At 64.9% G+C, this 17267-nt stretch carries 15 protein-coding genes and 1 pseudogene; 12 read left to right on the forward strand and 4 right to left on the reverse strand.

The window, feature by feature from the left end:
• Window positions 1-74 precede the first annotated feature (74 nt).
• The gene (locus tag FVD38_RS12660) at window positions 75-1790 is read right to left on the reverse strand and encodes a tetratricopeptide repeat protein (protein ID WP_147935136.1); all 1716 of its coding nucleotides are present in this window, start codon (window positions 1788-1790) and stop codon (window positions 75-77) included.
• A 507-nt stretch (window positions 1791-2297) separates the two neighbouring features.
• Between FVD38_RS12660 and FVD38_RS12665 the strand changes: the two genes are divergently transcribed.
• The 12 genes and pseudogenes from FVD38_RS12665 (at window position 2298) to FVD38_RS12720 (ending at window position 13786) form a co-directional block, all read left to right on the forward strand.
• Complete coding sequence (locus tag FVD38_RS12665; protein WP_147935137.1) at window positions 2298-3347, forward strand: porin; 1050 nt, start codon at window positions 2298-2300, stop codon at window positions 3345-3347.
• 166 nt (window positions 3348-3513) lie between these two features.
• Window positions 3514-4794 (forward strand): annotated as a pseudogene (locus FVD38_RS12670) (porin).
• Window positions 4795-4912: 118 nt separating this feature from the next.
• Window positions 4913-5578 carry a DUF484 family protein gene (locus FVD38_RS12675; RefSeq protein ID WP_147935138.1) on the forward strand — a complete coding sequence of 222 codons (666 nt, stop codon included), beginning with the start codon at window positions 4913-4915 and terminating at the stop codon, window positions 5576-5578.
• Between the two features lie 10 nt (window positions 5579-5588).
• On the forward strand, window positions 5589-6509 hold the full coding sequence (gene xerC / locus FVD38_RS12680) for a tyrosine recombinase XerC (protein WP_147935139.1): 921 nt from the start codon (window positions 5589-5591) through the stop codon (window positions 6507-6509).
• A 154-nt stretch (window positions 6510-6663) separates the two neighbouring features.
• Window positions 6664-7734 carry a CobW family GTP-binding protein gene (locus FVD38_RS12685; protein WP_147935140.1) on the forward strand — a complete coding sequence of 357 codons (1071 nt, stop codon included), beginning with the start codon at window positions 6664-6666 and terminating at the stop codon, window positions 7732-7734.
• A 263-nt stretch (window positions 7735-7997) separates the two neighbouring features.
• Window positions 7998-8447, forward strand: coding sequence for an RNA polymerase-binding protein DksA (gene dksA, locus FVD38_RS12690; RefSeq protein ID WP_123068270.1), 450 nt, complete (start codon window positions 7998-8000; stop codon window positions 8445-8447).
• 214 nt (window positions 8448-8661) lie between these two features.
• The gene (locus tag FVD38_RS12695; RefSeq protein WP_147935141.1) at window positions 8662-9921 is read left to right on the forward strand and encodes an STAS domain-containing protein; all 1260 of its coding nucleotides are present in this window, start codon (window positions 8662-8664) and stop codon (window positions 9919-9921) included.
• Between the two features lie 425 nt (window positions 9922-10346).
• Window positions 10347-10883: an ATP-dependent protease subunit HslV gene (gene hslV, locus FVD38_RS12700; RefSeq protein WP_109345517.1), complete on the forward strand. Its 537-nt coding sequence runs from the start codon at window positions 10347-10349 to the stop codon at window positions 10881-10883.
• 13 nt (window positions 10884-10896) lie between these two features.
• Window positions 10897-12237, forward strand: coding sequence for an ATP-dependent protease ATPase subunit HslU (hslU, locus tag FVD38_RS12705; protein WP_187271573.1), 1341 nt, complete (start codon window positions 10897-10899; stop codon window positions 12235-12237).
• A gap of 20 nt (window positions 12238-12257) precedes the next feature.
• Window positions 12258-12461 (forward strand): hypothetical protein, encoded by a 204-nt coding sequence (locus FVD38_RS12710; protein WP_147935142.1) that lies wholly within the window; start codon window positions 12258-12260, stop codon window positions 12459-12461.
• 132 nt (window positions 12462-12593) lie between these two features.
• Window positions 12594-12869 (forward strand): type II toxin-antitoxin system HicB family antitoxin, encoded by a 276-nt coding sequence (locus tag FVD38_RS12715; protein WP_187271574.1) that lies wholly within the window; start codon window positions 12594-12596, stop codon window positions 12867-12869.
• Window positions 12870-13054: 185 nt separating this feature from the next.
• Complete coding sequence (locus FVD38_RS12720) at window positions 13055-13786, forward strand: helix-turn-helix domain-containing protein (RefSeq protein ID WP_147935144.1); 732 nt, start codon at window positions 13055-13057, stop codon at window positions 13784-13786.
• A gap of 37 nt (window positions 13787-13823) precedes the next feature.
• Here the strand turns inward: FVD38_RS12720 and FVD38_RS12725 are convergent, their stop codons facing one another.
• Genes FVD38_RS12725 through gspE form a run of 3 tightly spaced genes read right to left on the reverse strand, consistent with a single transcriptional unit; the run spans window position 13824 to window position 17258 of the window.
• Complete coding sequence (locus tag FVD38_RS12725; protein WP_229493625.1) at window positions 13824-14567, reverse strand: hypothetical protein; 744 nt, start codon at window positions 14565-14567, stop codon at window positions 13824-13826.
• Between the two features lie 19 nt (window positions 14568-14586).
• Window positions 14587-15807, reverse strand: a complete 1221-nt coding sequence (gene gspF / locus FVD38_RS12730) for a type II secretion system inner membrane protein GspF (protein WP_147935146.1) — start codon at window positions 15805-15807, stop codon at window positions 14587-14589.
• 29 nt (window positions 15808-15836) lie between these two features.
• A complete protein-coding gene (gene gspE, locus FVD38_RS12735; RefSeq protein WP_147935147.1) occupies window positions 15837-17258 on the reverse strand; it encodes a type II secretion system ATPase GspE in 1422 nt (473 codons plus the stop codon).
• Between the last annotated feature and the right edge of the window lie 9 nt (window positions 17259-17267).

The raw sequence follows: 17267 nt of genomic DNA on the forward strand, positions 1-17267 counted from the left end.
CGCCCTCCAGGGCGCCGCCATCGCAAGACCGGGCGCCGCTGGCGCCCTTTTCATTTGCGGGGTATGCGCCGGCTTCAGGCCGCCAGCTCGATGTCGGCGCCGCCGTCGGCGTCGTTGCCCGGGATCGCCACATTGAGCAGGGTGCGCAGCCGGTACAGGCGCTGCCGATAATTTCCTTCCGGCCCGGTCGGGCCGCAATCGACCTGTTCGAACAGGCGCACGATGCGGTCCAGCGCCTCGCGTTGTTGCGCCGATTCCACCATCACCAGGCGCCGCTTGCTGCGCCCGTAGCTGGCGCGGATGTCGATCACGAGGCAATGGCCCTGGTCGGCGGCGCCCACGTCCAGCAGCAGCGCCTCGGCGCGCGACAGGTCGAACAGCGCCGCCAGCTCGATGCGCGCGGCCAGCAACGGATGCGCGGCCAGCGCATCGGCGTGGCTGGCCAGCAGCCGCCCGGTCTCGGTGTACGGCGCGGCCGCCGCGCGCGGCGCGATCTTGCGCAGCAGCTCGACGGCCTCCGGCGAACCCTGAGCCGCCGCCTGCTGCAGCCAGTAGACGGCGCGCACGTCGTTGTTCTCGTTTTCGCGACGCGCGCGCCAGGCGTTGTGGCCGCATTCGAGCTGGGCATCGCGATACCCCATCTCGGCGGCCCGCTCCAGGTAGCGCTGGGCATCGGCCACGTTACGCTGCGAAAACTCGGGCTTGATATAGATGCGCGACAGCGCATACCAGGCCTCGGCCAGGCCCTGCTCTCCGGCCAGGTTCAGCCAACGAATCGCCTTCTTGAAGTTAGCCACTTGCGCGTGGGCGACATGCGCGTTTGCGACATGCGCGTGTGCGACATGCGCATCCGCGACCGGGCCGCTGGCCGTCCCGCCATTGCTGCACCGCCTGCCATCGACCCGCATGCGCGCGCAGCGCAGCCCCAGCGCCAGCTGTGCATGGGGATCATGCTCGGCCGCCGCAAGCTCCCAGAACACGGCGGGTTCGCCCGGCTGGCAGCGCGCCGCCGCGCCGGCGTCGCTCGCCGGCAGGCCGCTGACGCCATCGAGCGCCGGGTCGAGCAGGCGCGCGCAGCGCGACAGCAGGGCAATCTCGTCGGGGGCAAAACGACGCATTTCTCCCTGTTCGCCGCGCTCGCCGATCAGCGCGCGCGCCTGCGGCAGCCCGCGCTCGAGATAGTCGTCCCAACGGTGCGCCGTCCATGCCTCGTCGAGCGCCGCGTACTGCGCCGCGCCGGCGCCTTGCGGACGCCGCGCCCGCTCCTGGGCCGCGTGGCCGGCCTGCGGGCGCTCGGCGCCGCCGGAAGCAGGCGCCGGCCGTGCCGCCCCGCTCGGCGGCGCCGGCCGCGTACCTGGCTGGGCTGCGGGCTGCCTGCCCTGGCGCTGCGACAGCAGCCATTGCGCATGCGGGAAGCCGGCGCGCGCCGCGTCCTCGAGCGCCTGCATGGCCTTCGGATGCTGCTGGGATGGCGCTGCCGCCGGATCGAGCACCAGCTGCGCATACACCAGTCCGGCATGCAGGCTGCCGTCGTCATAGGCGCGCTCGTACCACTGGGCGACGGCGGTGGCGTTATGCTGGGCAAGCTCAAGAGGGATATGGTTACCGATCAACTGCCAGGCAGGTGGACAGTCTTGTCGGGCCGCGCGTTCAAGCCAGTGCAGCGCCGTTGGCAGGCTCTGCGGGAGTCCGGCGCTGCCGAACAAATACAGCTTGCCCAGTTCGAGCTGGGCCGCCACCTGCCCGGCGCGGGCGTTGCGAATGATCGCCAGTTCTTCGCGGTTAGCCATCGTTGGAATACATAAAAAAGTGAGTCGGCAACACGCAGCGGCGACGGCATCATGACTGCCTGGCCATGGCGCAATCCGGCCTGGCGGGCTTGCCAATATACAAGGTATTGACAGGGGGCTGTCGCCGCTCATGCAAATTTGGCCAAAGTCTAAGCCGCTGCCGCCGGCGATTCGATTCGATTCCGGGATGAGTTGACGGGGCGCAAAGCTGGTTCAAGCGGATGAAACCGGCCACCGTGGCTGCACGACATCGAAGCATGCTCGCGCTCGCTTCATGGAAAAACGCCGCCATCCCTTTCTCGGATGCAAAACCGCCGGCTTTGTGCCATGCATATGGCATACGTTTCAAAAATACAACAGTACGATTGGATTTATTAGCGATCTACCAAGCGCGCCACTGATAATTGACCAACTGCCAGCCCTGAAGTTTGAAACAATCAAGGTGAGTCGAGCGGCCGGCCCCGACGCTCTGCAGGCGCTCACCGCGATCCTGGGAACACACCGACAATGAAGAAATCTCTCCTGGCCGTGGCACTGCTTGGCGCTTGCGCCGGCGCGGCCCATGCGCAGACGTCGGTGCAGGTCTACGGCAACCTCGATACCGGCATCGTCAAGCGCAGTAGCGAGAACATCAGCATCGGCAAGCGCACCGCCAACACCCTCGGCATCCGGGGCACCGAAGACCTGGGCAATGGATTCAAAGCCCTGTTCCACCTTGAGATGCGTTACGAGCCGGATACCGGCAGCAGCGAGATCGGTCCCGGCGGCAATCAGCGCCAGCTGTTCCAGGGCCAGAGCCGGCTCGGCCTGCAGGGCGACTTCGGCATGCTGCGCATCGGCCGCGGCCTGACCCCGTTCCATGAAACCATCGGCAACTTCGAACCCTTCCACGCGATCCCGACCGCAGGCGGCTTCTATACCGACCTGAGCGTCGCCGGCTACAACTCGCAGCCGCTCGACCCGGTCGGCTCCTCGGGCAACCGCTGGTCGAACGCCATCTGGTACAACTCGCCGGTCGTCAATGGCTTCCAGCTCAACACCGCGATCGCGACAGAAGAAAACAACGGTGGCGTCGCCGTGATCGGCCGCGGCAGCGCTGGCGCGCCGCAATATCCGGCCGGCGCCGAGGCCTCGGCCAATCCGTTCTCGGTCTCGGCCACCTACAGCAAGGGCCCCGCCGCCCTGATGGCGGCCTATGAGCGCAATGCGATCGAATCGAAGGTCTGGTCGGTGGGCGCCTCGGTCCAGGCGACCCCGGAACTCAAGCTCATGGGCACGTTCACCAGGCTGGACGAAGACCATACCCGGGTCTTCAACAACGAGACCAGCTCGTGGGTGCTGGGCGCCAACTATGTACTCGGCCCTGGCAAGTTCCTGGCGGGCTATGGCCAGAAAGATACTGACGGCCTGGAGAAGGTCAGGCAGCTGTCGCTGGGCTATGAATACAGCCTGTCGAAGCGCACCTATCTTTACATCGATGCTTCGCGCAAGAAGGGGCTGCTGACCAGCCCCGGCAGCGTCAACCAGTACGACATCGGCATCAACCATTCGTTCTAGCGCAAGCGGGAGCCGCGTCTCCCCATCGCGCTCCATGTAGTGTTTTCACAACGCCTGATCCTCCACGGTGCATCCGCGAACGAGCGTTCTGTACAGTGCGCCATGGCAATGGCATATTGGCAGAGCGAGCTCAAGCATCGCGACAAGAAAATAATATGGAGACACGATGAAGAAAAGCCTGATCGCCGCCCTGCTCGGCGCTACGTTTGCATGCTCCGCCCTGGCCCAGACCAGCGTCCAGATCTACGGTATCGCCGATGCCGGCGTGATGTGGCAAAAAGGTGGTCCGACCAAGATCTATAGCGGCGGCGCCGACGGCTCGCGCCTCGGCATCCGGGGTAGCGAAGACTTGGGCAATGGCTACAAGGCCATCTTCAATGTCGAAGCCCGTGTCGAACTCGACAACGGTTCGCAGCAGCCGGCCCTGATGAACGACAATCCGGGCGTCTACCTGCTGCGCGGCATGAACCAGATTCCACAAGCCATCCGCGACCGTCTGCAGGCGGCGATCCAGCCGCCGGGCGCGCCGGCCGTCAACCAGGAAAAAGCCCTGTTCGACCGCACGTCGATGGTCGGCCTGATCACCCCGATCGGCGCCGTGATGCTGGGCCGCATGTACACCCCGGGCTACGAGGTGTTCAATATGGCCGACGCCTTCGAATCGGGCACCGCCGGCACCTGGGGCCACATCACAGGCGGCACCGCCGGCTTCACCGCGCTGGGCGCCGACATCCGCTCGCAGGAAGCGATCCAGTACCGCATCGCCCTGCCGAACGGCCTGGGCGGCTCGGTCATGTATGGCGCGCGCAATTCGGGCTACCTCGGCCGCTACAAGAAATTCCGCGCCGGCGCCATCACCTATAAAGCCAATGGCTTCGACGTCGGCGTCGGCTACAACCATGGCTAAGACATGCAGAACCGTCCGAGCCTGCGTACCCTGACGGTCGGCGGTTCCTACGCCCTGGGCGAGAGCTGGAAATTCTTTGCGGGCTTCCACAGCCAGCGTAACCAGAACTCGGCGCTGCTGCCCGATTACCTGGCCGGCTGGAACCAGGCCGTGGTGCCGGCGCTGATCGCACAAGGCGTGCCGGAGGCCACCCGGAATGCCCTGCTCGGCATTTTCCAGACCAATATCAAGGCCAACACCCAGCAGGACGCGAACAGCTACCAGGTCGGCGCCCACTACCGGATCGGCAACGGCCGCATCGTGGCCTCGTACGCGCACCAGAACGACCGCACGGCATCCAACAGCGACGCCAACCTGTACGCGGTGGGCTACAACTACTACCTGTCCAAGCGCACTGACCTGTACACCGCGCTGGCCTTCATCAAGAACGACAACGAGGCGCAGTATTCGCCCGGCACCTCGGGCAACCCGGGCGGCTTCACCGAAGCGCCGGGCGCCGACGGCCGCGCACTGCAATTGGGTATCCGTCACCGCTTCTGACCGTTTCACGCTCCCCGGAAAGACGCCTGCGGGCGTCTTTTTTTGTCGCCCGTTAAAACTCCGGCGCCATGCCCGCGTCGGGTAAAATGGTCCGATTCATTCCCTCACTCAATTCCCCATGAGCATCGCACCACTGGACGCCAACGCTGTCGCGCAATACCTGATCGATCACCCGCAATTCTTCCATGAGCACGCCGGCCTGCTGGGCGAAGTAAAACTCTCCAGCCCCCTGACCGGCCGCGCCGTGTCGCTGCAGGAGCGCCAGATGGAAGTGATGCGCGATAAATTCCGCGCGCTCGAACTGCGCCTGTCCGACCTGTCGCGCCGCGCCGAAGAAAACGCCGGCATCGCCAACCGCTTCCACGCCTGGACCCAGGCACTGCTGGTGTCCAAGGGCGGCGCCGCCATGGCGCGCGACCTGGCCGACGGCCTGCGCACCCATTTCATCGTGCCGCAAGTCACCCTGCGCCTGTGGAACGTGGCGCCGGAGCATGCCGGCGAATGGTTCGCCCAGGGCGTGTCGGACGACGCGCGCATCTTCGCCAACAGCCTGCGCGCGCCGTATTGCGGCCCCAACAATGATTTCGAGGCGGTGCGCTGGCTGGACGATGCGGAATCGATCCGTTCGACCGTCATGCTGCCGCTGGGCCAGCCGGGCCAGAGCTTCGGCCTGCTGGTGCTGGGCTCGCCCGATCCGGCGCGCTTCACGACCGCGATGTCGACCGATTTCCTGGTCCACATCGCCGCCACCTCGACCACCGCGCTGGCGCCGCTGCGCGCCTGAGCCAGCGGCCATGGACTGGGTCGCGCGCTACCTGGGCGAACTGGCTACCGGGCGTCAGCTGTCGCCGCACACGGTCGACGCCTACCGCCGCGACCTCGCCGAACTGGCCGCACTGGCCGGCCACGACGACTGGGCCCGGCTGACCCACGTCGACATCCGCCGCTATGCCGCCAGGCTGCATGCCGGCGGCCAGTCGGCGCGCACGATCGCGCGCAAGCTGTCCGGCTGGCGCGGCTTCTATGCCTGGCTGTCGAACCAGACTCCGCTGGCCGCCAACCCGGTCGACGGGGTGCACGCCCCGAAACGCCCGCGCAGCCTGCCCAAGGCGCTGGCCGTCGACGACGCCGTGCAATTGATGGATGCAAATACGCGCGGCCACGCCGACCCCTTCGAGCTGTGCAACCGCGCCATGTTCGAGCTGCTGTATTCGAGCGGCTTGCGGGTGTCGGAACTGGCCGGCCTCGACGTCGCCTGGCAGGATGCGCGCGCCGGCCAGCCGGCCTCGCTCGGCTGGCTCGACTTGCAGGCCGGCGAAGTGGTGGTCACCGGCAAGGGCAACAAGATGCGCCGGGTGCCGGTTGGCGGCCCGGCGCGCGAGGCGCTGGCGGCCTGGCTGGCGGTGCGTCCCGCCGCGCGCGACGGCAGCGCCGCCCTGTTCCTGTCGGCGCGCGACACCCGCATCTCGCCGCGCGTGGTGCAGAACCGGCTCAAGGAGCATGCACTGCGCGCCGGCACCCCGGTGCATGTGCACCCGCACGTGCTGCGCCACTCGTTCGCCTCGCACCTGCTGCAATCCTCGGGCGACCTGCGCGCGGTGCAGGAATTGCTCGGCCATGCCAGCATTACCTCGACCCAGATCTATACTGCACTCGATTTCCAGCACCTGTCGAAGGTGTACGACGCGGCCCATCCGCGCGCCAAGGCCAAGTGATCGCACGGCCGGCGTAGGCGCGCCATTCCAGCCACATTGTCCGGTAGTTGGTTTGAACTCGATCAACACCAAACACGCTTGATGGTGAGCTTGCAAGAATTGCGGCATAATCCCCCGGTTCTTTTGTCCAACCCCCAACACGAGTAGCGTACCAATGGACCTGATTCCCAGCACCATCCTGACCGGCTTCCTCGGCGCGGGCAAGACAACCCTGCTCAACCGCATCCTGCAGGAAGATCACGGCATGCGCATCGCCGTCATCGAAAACGAATTCGGTCAAGAAAATATTGACAACGAAATCCTGGTACAGGATTCGAGCGAGCAGATCGTCGAGATGAACAACGGCTGCATCTGCTGCACCGTGCGCGGCGACCTGATCGTGGCCTTGAACAGCCTGGCGCAGAAACGCGCTGCCGGCGAGATCCAGTTCGACCGGGTGGTGATCGAAACCACCGGCCTGGCCAACCCCGGCCCGGTGGCCCAGACCTTCTTCGTCGACGAAGAAGTGGGCGCCAACTACCTGCTCGACGCCGTGGTGACCGTGGTCGACGCCCGCCATGCGATGGACCAGCTGACCCAGAACGAGGAAGCCCAGCGCCAGGTCGGTTTCGCCGACAAGATCCTGCTGTCCAAGACCGACCTGGTCGATGCCGCCGCAGTCGAGGCCCTGAAGGCGCGCCTGCACCGCATCAACCCGCGTGCGCCGATCGCGACCAGCGACTTCGGCCGGGCGCCAATCTCGGACGTGCTCGACCTGCGCGGCTTCAACCTGAACGACAAGCTGGAACTGGATCCGGACTTCCTGCAAGTCGAGGACGGCCACGACCATGACCACGAGCACGGTCACGACCACGATCACGCCCATTGCGGCCACGACCATGCACATGGCGAAGCCTGCAACCACGATCATCACCACGGCCACCACAGCGACGACATCGCGGCCTTCGTGTTCAAGAGCGAGCGCGCCTTTGACCCGGAACGCCTGGAACAATTCCTGGGCAGCCTGGTGCAGGTATTCGGCCCGCAAATGCTGCGCTATAAAGGCGTGCTGCGGATGGAAGGCGTCGACCGCAAGGTGGTATTCCAGGGCGTGCACCAGATCATGGGCAGCGATGTGGGACCGAAATGGGGCGAGAACGAGACACCCGCGACCAAGATGGTCTTTATTGGTAAAAATTTACCAAAAGACGTATTTGTCCGCGGACTTGAACAATGTTTGGTATAAACTGTATCGGTTTGACCGGCCTGTTTCAGGTTGCATGACGACCCGTTGCGACAGTTTGTTGCGACCGACTCGCCGGACTGACCAGTGCGCTATATACTAGCCGCCAGCCTGCTGTAGCGAACTGTCCTTGCTGCATATGCGGCGCGGCCAGAGAAGGGATGGCGCCAGGTCGCCATCAAGGCAGCTTGCCTCATGCACACCTTTCCTAGGTGCAACTGTTGGCAAGCTGATAAAATGAAAACCTCTGTCGTATCGAAGGCATCATGACTAAAACAACGAAATCCACTACCGCCCAGCCTGAAGATCGCCTCCTGACGGAAGAAGAGATCCGGGCGATGAGCGATGACGACTACATGAATCCGGCCCAGCTCGCGTTCTTCAAGAACCGCCTGCAGGAACTCGAAAAGGAACTGCTGAAAAATGCCGGCGAAACCACGGAACACCTGCGCGAGACCGTGCTGGTTCCCGATCCGGCCGACCGTGCGACGATCGAAGAAGAACACGCACTGGAACTGCGCACCCGCGATCGCGAACGCAAGCTGCTCAAGAAGGTCCAGCAGTCGATCCAGTCGATCGACGGCGGCGAATACGGCTGGTGCGAAGAAACCGGCGAGCCAATCGGCATCCCGCGCCTGATCGCCCGTCCGACCGCCACGCTGTCGCTGGAAGCCCAGCAGCGTCGTGAGCTCAAGCAAAAGCTGTACGGCGACTGATTTATCGCTGTAGCCATCAAAAAAAGCATGCGAGGTATCGCATGCTTTTTTTGTATCTGCGTCCGTTTTTCTGCATGACCGCGCACGTTTCACGCGCCATGCATACCCTCTCGTTTCCCATCGGATACACTAACCTGCACGGCGTGTGCACAGCACACAGGCCGGAGGTTCGTGCTATGGTCTGGCACGTCTGGCCTAATTGACAACGGTGAGCATGGGGCTTTTCTCCTTCCTGAAGAGAAAGAACGACGATGCAGGGGTGCGCGATTGGCCGCCGCCCGAGTCGCGCCTGCGCGGCGAGCCGTCGCGCCTGGACACCGAGGCCGAGCGCGAACGCCAGCGCGAGATCGCACGCGCCACCGCCGCCAAGATCGATGAGATCGAGCTTGCATTCGCTTCCGATATGTTCGACGACGAGCCGGCCTGGGGCAGCGGCGTACGGCGTCCAGCCGCTGGCGGCGCGCATCCGGAACAAGACATTCCGCTCCAGGCCGCGGCGCCCGCCAGTGCACCGGCCATCGACGAAAGCGCCATCCTGTACGCCAACGGCCAGCCGGACGCTGCCGAACAGTTGCTGCGCTCCTGCCTGCCGACCCTGGGCCGCGCCGAGCGCCTGCCGTGGTGGATGCTGTTCGACCTGTACCAGGCGGATGGCCGCGAAGACGCCTTCGAAAGCATCGCCATCGACTATGCCAGCCATTTCGAGACCTCGCCGCCGGCCTGGAAACCGCTGCCGGCGGCGCCCGATGCGGCCCGCCCCGGCCCTGGCCTGGCTGCGGTCGAGGCCTTCGGCCCCACGATTGACGCCAGCGTCGCGGCGCGCTTGACCCGCGTGCTGGATGCGACGGCGCCGGTCGTGCGCCTGGACTTCGGCCAGGTGACGGCAATCGATGCCGACGGCGCCGCCTGCCTGCTGGCGGCATTGCAAACATTACGCCTTCAGCAGACCGGCGGCCGCGAGCTGGTGCTGGCCGGCGCCGACACCTTGCTCGACACCTTGCGCCCGCTGCTGGTCATCGGCCAACGCGCGACCAGCCCGGCGCCCTGGCTGCTGCTGCTCGAGCTGCTGCAATTGACGCACCGCGAAAAACAGTTCGAGGAGGCGGCGATGGATTACTGCGTCACCTACGAGGTGTCGCCGCCCTCGTTCGAGGCGCCGCTGCGCGTGTCCACCGCCGCGCCAGCGCCCGGCCATGGCGACCGCTTCATGTTGCCGGCTGTCGTGAGCGGTCCGGACGGCGCCCTGCTGGCGGCCATCGATGCCTATGCCCAGGAGCGCGAGACCTTGGTGCTGGATTGCTCGCGGCTGGCGCGCATCGACTATGCCGGCGCCGGCAGCCTGCTGGCGCGTCTGGATGCACACGGCGCCGCCGGCCGCGCGGTCGAGCTGCGCGAACTGAACCATCTCGTCGCCACCCTGCTGCGCCTGCTCGGCGCGGGTGATGGCGTGCGGCTTTATCCGCACCGCTACTGACTTTTTTTCAGGCGCTTAGAGCCTATCCCGGTAGGTGGGGGGAAGTTCATGCCGATGCATGGCGAGCGTGAGCAAGGCGCGAGGAGGCCGCATGGCTAGCCATGCAACGACGAGCAACGCAGCGCACGCTTGCCAGGCGCGGCAGGAACGACTCCCACCTACCGGGATAGGTTCTTAGAGCCAGCCAAAGGCCAGCAACAGCAGCAAGGTCACGACCAGCGACACGAGGATCGAGCCAAGACAGCCCAGCTTGTTGGAAAAGAAGAAAAACATCGTTTGCCGTTCATGGTGTGGTCGTCCTGACAGCGTACAGCCCGCTGTTAGCCTCAGGCGCACACTTGGTCAGGGGTAATTAAGGCTGAGCTAATCTTGCAATCCCACGCACGATCCCCACCTGCTGTTGGCTAGAACATCACGAGGTCAAAATGGAACAATTTCACGGTACAACCATCGTCAGTGTGCGTCGCGGCAGCCAGGTCGCGCTGGGCGGCGATGGCCAGGTCACGCTGGGCAATGTCGTCATGAAGGGCTCGGCGCGCAAGGTGCGCAAGCTGTATCAAGGCAAGGTCCTGTGCGGCTTTGCGGGCGGCACGGCCGATGCGTTCACCCTGCTGGACCGCTTCGAAGGCAAGCTGGAAAAGCACCAGGGCAACCTGCTGCGCGCCTCGGTCGAGCTGGCCAAGGACTGGCGCACCGACCGCGTGCTGCGCCGCCTGGAAGCGATGCTGCTGGTGGCCGACCGCGAGTCGACCCTGATCATCACCGGCAACGGTGACGTGCTGGAGCCGGAGGACGGCATCGGCGCCATCGGTTCGGGTGGCGTCTACGCCCAGTCCGCCGCCAAGGCGCTGTACGAGAACACCGACATGCCGCCAGCCGAAGTCGTCAAGAAGGCGCTGACCATTGCCGGCGAACTGTGCATCTACACGAATATGTCCCACATCATCGAGACCCTGGACTGATATGAGCAGCATCATGAACATGACCCCACCGGAAATCGTCTCCGAACTCGACAAGCACGTGGTCGGCCAGGGCAAGGCCAAGAAGGCGGTCGCGATCGCCCTGCGCAACCGCTGGCGGCGCCAGCAGGTCGACGAGAGCCTGCGTTATGAAATCACGCCCAAGAACATCCTCATGATCGGCCCGACCGGCGTCGGCAAGACCGAGATCGCGCGCCGCCTGGCCAAGCTGGCCGACGCGCCCTTCATCAAGATCGAAGCGACCAAGTTCACCGAAGTGGGCTATGTCGGCCGCGATGTCGACACCATCATCCGCGACCTGATCGACATCGGCGTCAAGCAGACCCGCGCCAGCGAAGCCAAGAAGGTGCGCCAGCGCGCCGAGGACGCGGCCGAGGACCGCATCATCGACATCCTGGTGCCGCCGGCGCGCGACTTCGGCTTCAACACCAGCAACGGCGCGGCCGATTCGAAGGAAGGCGAAGCGACGCGCCAGACCTTCCGCAAGCGCCTGCGCGAAGGGGCGCTCGACGACCGCGAAATCGAAATCGAAGTGGCCGATGCCGCGCCGCAGATGGAAATCATGGCGCCGCCGGGCATGGAAGAAATGACCGAGCAGATCAAGTCGATGTTCGCCGGCGTGGGCAATGCGCGCAAGAAGCCGCGCAAGCTCAAGATCAAGGATGCGATGAAATTCCTGGTCGACGAAGAAGCCGGCAAGCTGCTCAACGAAGACGAACTGAAGCAGAAGGCGATCGCCAACGTCGAGCAGAACGGCATCGTGTTCCTGGACGAGATCGACAAGATCGCGACCCGTTCCGAGAACGGCGGCGCCGATGTCTCGCGCGCCGGCGTGCAGCGCGACCTGCTGCCGCTGGTCGAGGGCACGACGGTGAATACCAAGTACGGCATGATCAAGACCGACCACATCCTGTTCATCGCCTCCGGTGCGTTCCACCTGGCCAAGCCGTCGGACCTGATCCCGGAACTGCAGGGCCGCTTCCCGATCCGCGTCGAACTCGAGTCGCTGTCGATCGACGACTTCAAGAGCATCCTGACCTCGACCCATGCCAGCCTGACCAAGCAATACGAGGCGCTGCTGGCGACCGAGGGCGTCAAGATCGAGTTCGTGGACGAAGGCATCCATCGCCTGGCGGAGATCGCGTTCTCGGTTAACGAGCGCACCGAGAACATCGGCGCGCGCCGCCTGTACACGGTGATGGAAAAGCTGCTGGAAGAGATCTCGTTCAGCGCCGGGGCCGAAAAAGACCAGGTGGTGCGGATCGACGCGGCCTATGTCAACGAGCGGCTCGACGCGCTGGCGGTCAACGAAGACCTGTCGCGCTACGTGTTGTAACGATCCTGGCGGAGGCCCGCATGGCGAACAAGGCATTGTCGACACGGCAGAAGATGCGCCTGCGCGTCGAGCCCTCGCAGCAGTTCGGCAAGCCGCGCAATCCGCTTGCGGCGCTGGCCAAGGCGCGCGCGGCCGGGCCGCATGCCAAGCCGCTGTCGAGCGAGCGGCATGAAGCCAAGCAGGCGCTCAGGAAGGTCAAGCTGGTGGCGGACGAGGACGACTGAGCCGCGCCAGCCCGATCAAGAATTTCTCCTTGCGGACACTTCGGTGTCCGCTTTTTTTACGGCTCCACGCAAACTGACATCGTGCGTATGCTTACAGGTATTGACTTCATCGCAGACACACGGAGGCACAACATGGAATTGCCGATTGCACTACATAAAGATGAGAACAGCATTTATGGAGTGACAGTGCCCGATCTCCCTGGTTGCTATTCGTCCGGCCATTCGATTGATGACGCAATTGAAAACGCCAGGGCCGCTATTTATCAGCATTGTGATGTCTTAGCGAGAGACGGTAAGACGGTCCAAATCAATGCGTCGAGCATTCAGGATCTCCTTGTGGATGAGGAATACGCTAGTGCGATCTGGGCTGTTGTAAGCATCGATACATCGAAGTTCGAAGGTCGCTAGAAGCTGGGATAGCATTTTTGGCATCTCCCCACTGCTCCTGAGCCTGCCTTCCGTTGATAGCAGGAATCACAATTCCGAATTCTACTTTGCGCTGTTTGTCAGCGCTGAATGCTACTCGTCGCATACGCCTTGTTCACGCTTCCATTCAACGGTAGAGTCATCCGTCGTCATTCATCACGGATTTTATGAGCTCACCCGACCTGATCCTCGACGCCCTGCGCGCCCGACTGCGCGCGGCCGGCATCACCTACAAGCTGCTGGCCGAGCGTATCGGCGTGAGCGAATCGAGCGTGAAACGCATGTTCGGGCAGAAGGACATGGCGCTGTCGCGACTGGCCGAGATCTGCCAGGCGACCGGCATCCCGCTGGAAGAATTGCTGCGTGGCGCGCTCGACACGCGGCCCCAGCTCGATGCGCTGAGCCTACCGCAGGAGCGCTCGCTAGTGGCCAATCCGCGCCTGCTCCTGATGGCGATCTGCTGCCTCGGCCACTGGAACGTGGAGCAGGTCATCGACACCTACAAACTGAGCGAGGCCGAGTGCATCACCCTGCTCGCCGAGCTAGACCGGCTGGGACTGATCGAACTCAAGCCGCTGAACCGTTACCAGCTGCGGGTGTCGAACGCATTCCGCTGGCTGCCGGATGGGCCGGTGCAGCACTTCTTCCGCGAACACGTGGTGGAGGATTATTTTGCCGGACACTTCGACGGTGCGGGCGAAACGCTGATGTGCCTGCCGGCGCGGCTGTCGCCGGCCAGCGCAAGAGAGTTGTCGCTCAAGATCGAGCAACTGGCGGCGGAACTGGCGCGGCTGCACCTGAACGACCGGCGCCTGCCGGCCGGGGAACGCGAGGGCTATACCTTGTTGCTGGGGTTCCGGTCGTGGGAACTGGCGGCATTTACCGCGCTGCGACGCTGATGGGCTCGGTGGGGTGAAGAGGCGATAAAGGGACTGCTTACTGCGTGATCGGCTGCTGCGTCTGGTTCATCGGCGGGGCATTCGGCGGCATCTGCACATTGCGGCTCTGCTGGGTCGGATCGCCCTGCTCCGGCGGCGGATCCTGCGGCTCTTGCGGCGCCTGCTGGTCTTGCGGCGCCTGCTGCTCTTGCACCACTTGCGCATTCTCAGGCGTGGTCGGCGTGCCCTGCGGACCGCCGCCCGGTGGCGGCACGCTGCGCATGGTGGGCGGCGGGTTGACCACGCCCGGCGCGGTCTGCGGTTCCATGGTCGGCACCGCGGCCTGCGGCATCTGTTGCTGCATTTGCTGCTGCATGCGCGGCTCCGGCGGCATGATCGACGTCGACTGGCCGGAATCGGCCGCCAGTTCCACCCGCTTCATCACCCCGCCATCCGACAGCATCACATAGCGTCGGTGCACTTCGGCCACGGTCACGCCCGGCGCGATCTCGCGGCCGATGCGCACTGCCTTCGGGGGCTGGCCGTCGGCCACCAGGATCACCGCGCTGTTGGCGCCGGCCGACACCACGCCGGTGAGCTGGAAATTGGAAATCACCGCGGTCGGCTGGCCGCCGAACAGCGTTGCCGCGGCTTCGGGGCTCGGCGGGGGCTGGGTGGCGACCGGCGCCGCGGCCAGCGGCCGCTGCTCCGGCTTGTACAGCTGCAGCACCCAGTAGGCGATCGAGGCCGCCAGCAGGATCAGGGCCAGCAGGCTGAGAAGAAGAGGCAAACGCTTGTTCATATTATTGACTGCCATTGTTTTACTGCACCAGCTGGTTGATTTCGATGATCGGCATCAGCACCGCCAGCACGATCAGCAGCACGACCAAGCCCATGGCCAGGATCAGCACTGGCTCAAGCAGGCCGGCGATGGTCAGCGTGCGGCGCTCGAGGTCGGCCTGCTGCGAATTGGCGGCGCGCTCGAGCATGGCCGGCAGTTCGCCCGTGATCTCGCCGGCGCGGATCATGTGCACCAGCATCGGCGGGAAGTGTTTTTGCGCAGACAGTGCGCGTGCCAGGCTCACACCTTCGCGCACGCTGGCCGTGGCCTGCTCGACCAGCTCGGCCATCGCAACATTGGACAGGGTTTCACGGCTGGTGTCGAGCGCACGCAGGATGGGCACGCCGGAACCAGTGGTGATCGCCAGGGTGCTGGCGAAGCGCGCCGTATTGAGGCTGCGCTCGAACTTGCCGTAGATCGGGGCCGTCAGCAGCCAGGTGTGCCAGCGCCGCTTGAGGTCGGGATTGCGCAGCGCGCGCCGCCACATCCAGAACGCGCCGCCGATCAGGATCGCGCAATAGATGCCGTAGGCGCGCACGAAGTCGGACACGGCCAGCATGACCACGGTGAGGAACGGTAACTTTTGCTTGGTGTTGGCGAACACCGAGACGATTTGCGGCACGACATAGGTGAGCAGGAAGATCACGATCGCGAACGCAACCACGGTCACGATCGCCGGATAGGTGAATGCCAGCCGCACCTTCTGCACCAGGGCGTTGCGGCGTTCGATATAGTCGGCCAGGCGCGACAGCACGCGCGCGAGCTGGCCGATCTGCTCGCCCGAGGAGACCAGCGCCCGGTAGATCTCGGCGAAGTCGCGCGGGTGGTGCGACAGCGCAGTGGAAAATGACGAGCCGCCGATGACTTCGGAGCGGATCGAGGCGATCAGGTCGCGCATATAGGCGCGCTCGGCCTGCTCCAGCAGCGCGGTGAAGGCTTGCTCGAGCGGCAGGCCGGCCTCCAGCAGGCTGGCCAGCTGGCGCGTGAACAGGGCCAGCTCGTTCTGCGACAGGCGCTCGCCGATGCCGCGCGAGCGGGCCACGCCGGCAGAATCGAGCTGGGCCGCGATGGCTTCGACGTTCAGGGGCGTCAGACCTTGCGAACGCAGGTCGGCGCGCGCTGCGCGTGGGCTGTCGGCGTTGACCACGCCCTTGCGGGTGGCGCCGCCCGCATCGACCGCTTCGTAACGAAATGCCGGCATCAGTCAGTTCCCATCCTCGGGGTTCCCATTCAATCCTTGGTCACGCGCACAATTTCTGCACGTGTGGTGGTGCCGTCCAGCAGCCAGCGTTCGCCGTCGTCGCGCATCGTTTTCATGCCGGTGCCCTCGGCGGTGTCGCGGATCTCGGCCTCGGAGGCGCGGTTGTGGATCTGGGCCCGGATTTGCTCGGTGGTCTCGAGCAGCTCATAGACGCCGACCCGGCCGTGGTAACCGGTATGGCCACAGCGCTCGCAGCCGACCGCATGCCAGGTGGTGCCGTCGAAGGTCTTGCACTGCGTACACAGTTTGCGCACGAGGCGCTGGGCCATCACGCCCAGCAGCGACGAGGACAGCAGGAACGGTTCGATGCCCATGTCCAGCAAGCGGGTCACCGCCGAGGCGGCATCGTTGGTGTGCAGCGTGGCCAGCACCAGGTGGCCCGTGAGCGAAGCCTGCACCGCGATCTGCGCCGTCTCCAGGTCGCGGATCTCGCCGATCATGATCACATCGGGGTCCTGGCGCAGGATCGCGCGCAGCGCTTTCGCGAACGTCATGTCGATGCGGGCATTGACCTGCGTTTGACCGACGCCGTTCAGGTCGTACTCGATCGGGTCTTCCACCGTCATGATATTGGTGGTGGCCGCGTTCAGGCGCGACAGCGCCGCGTACAGGGTGGTGGTTTTACCGGAACCGGTCGGGCCGGTCACCAACACGATGCCGTGCGGCTGGTTGATCAGGCGGTCGAACTGCGGCAGCATGCCCTCGGCCATGCCCAGGTGCGACAGGTCGAGGCGCCCCGCTTCCTTGTCGAGCAGACGCAGCACGGCGCGTTCGCCGTGGCCGGTCGGCAGGGTCGAGACGCGCACGTCTACCGGCTTGCCGCCCACGCGCAGGGTGATGCGGCCATCCTGCGGCAGGCGTTTCTCGGCGATGTCGAGCTGCGACATGATCTTGATACGCGAGATCAGCGAGGCGTGGATCGCCTTTTTCGGGCGCACGATGTCGCGCAGCGCGCCGTCGATGCGAAAGCGCACCACCGAAGTCTGTTCGAACGGCTCGATATGGATGTCGGACGCGCCTTCGCGCAGCGATTGCGTCAGCAGCGCATTGATCATGCGGATCACCGGCGCATCGTCGGACGATTCCAGCAAGTCTTCGATGGCCGGCACGTCTTGCAGCAATTTGGTCAGGTCGAGGTCGGCGTCGAATTCGTCGACCACCTGCGACGCATCGCCGCCGCCGCCGGCATAGGCGCCGGCGATGGCCGTGTCGAGCTCGTCGCGATCGAGGCGGCGCAGCTGGATGCGGCCGAAACGGCGCGACACCTCGGCGATGGCGGATGGCGGCGTGGCGCTGGACACCAGTACTTCGACGCTCTGGCCCGGTTCGCCATTACCGCGCGCCAGCACGCCGTGGTCGCGGGCGAAGGCGTAGGGCAAGAGATTGTTCATGATGCTTAC

It is taken from the genome of Massilia arenae, assembly GCF_008014745.1.
Taxonomy (GTDB): domain Bacteria; phylum Pseudomonadota; class Gammaproteobacteria; order Burkholderiales; family Burkholderiaceae_D; genus Telluria; species Telluria arenae.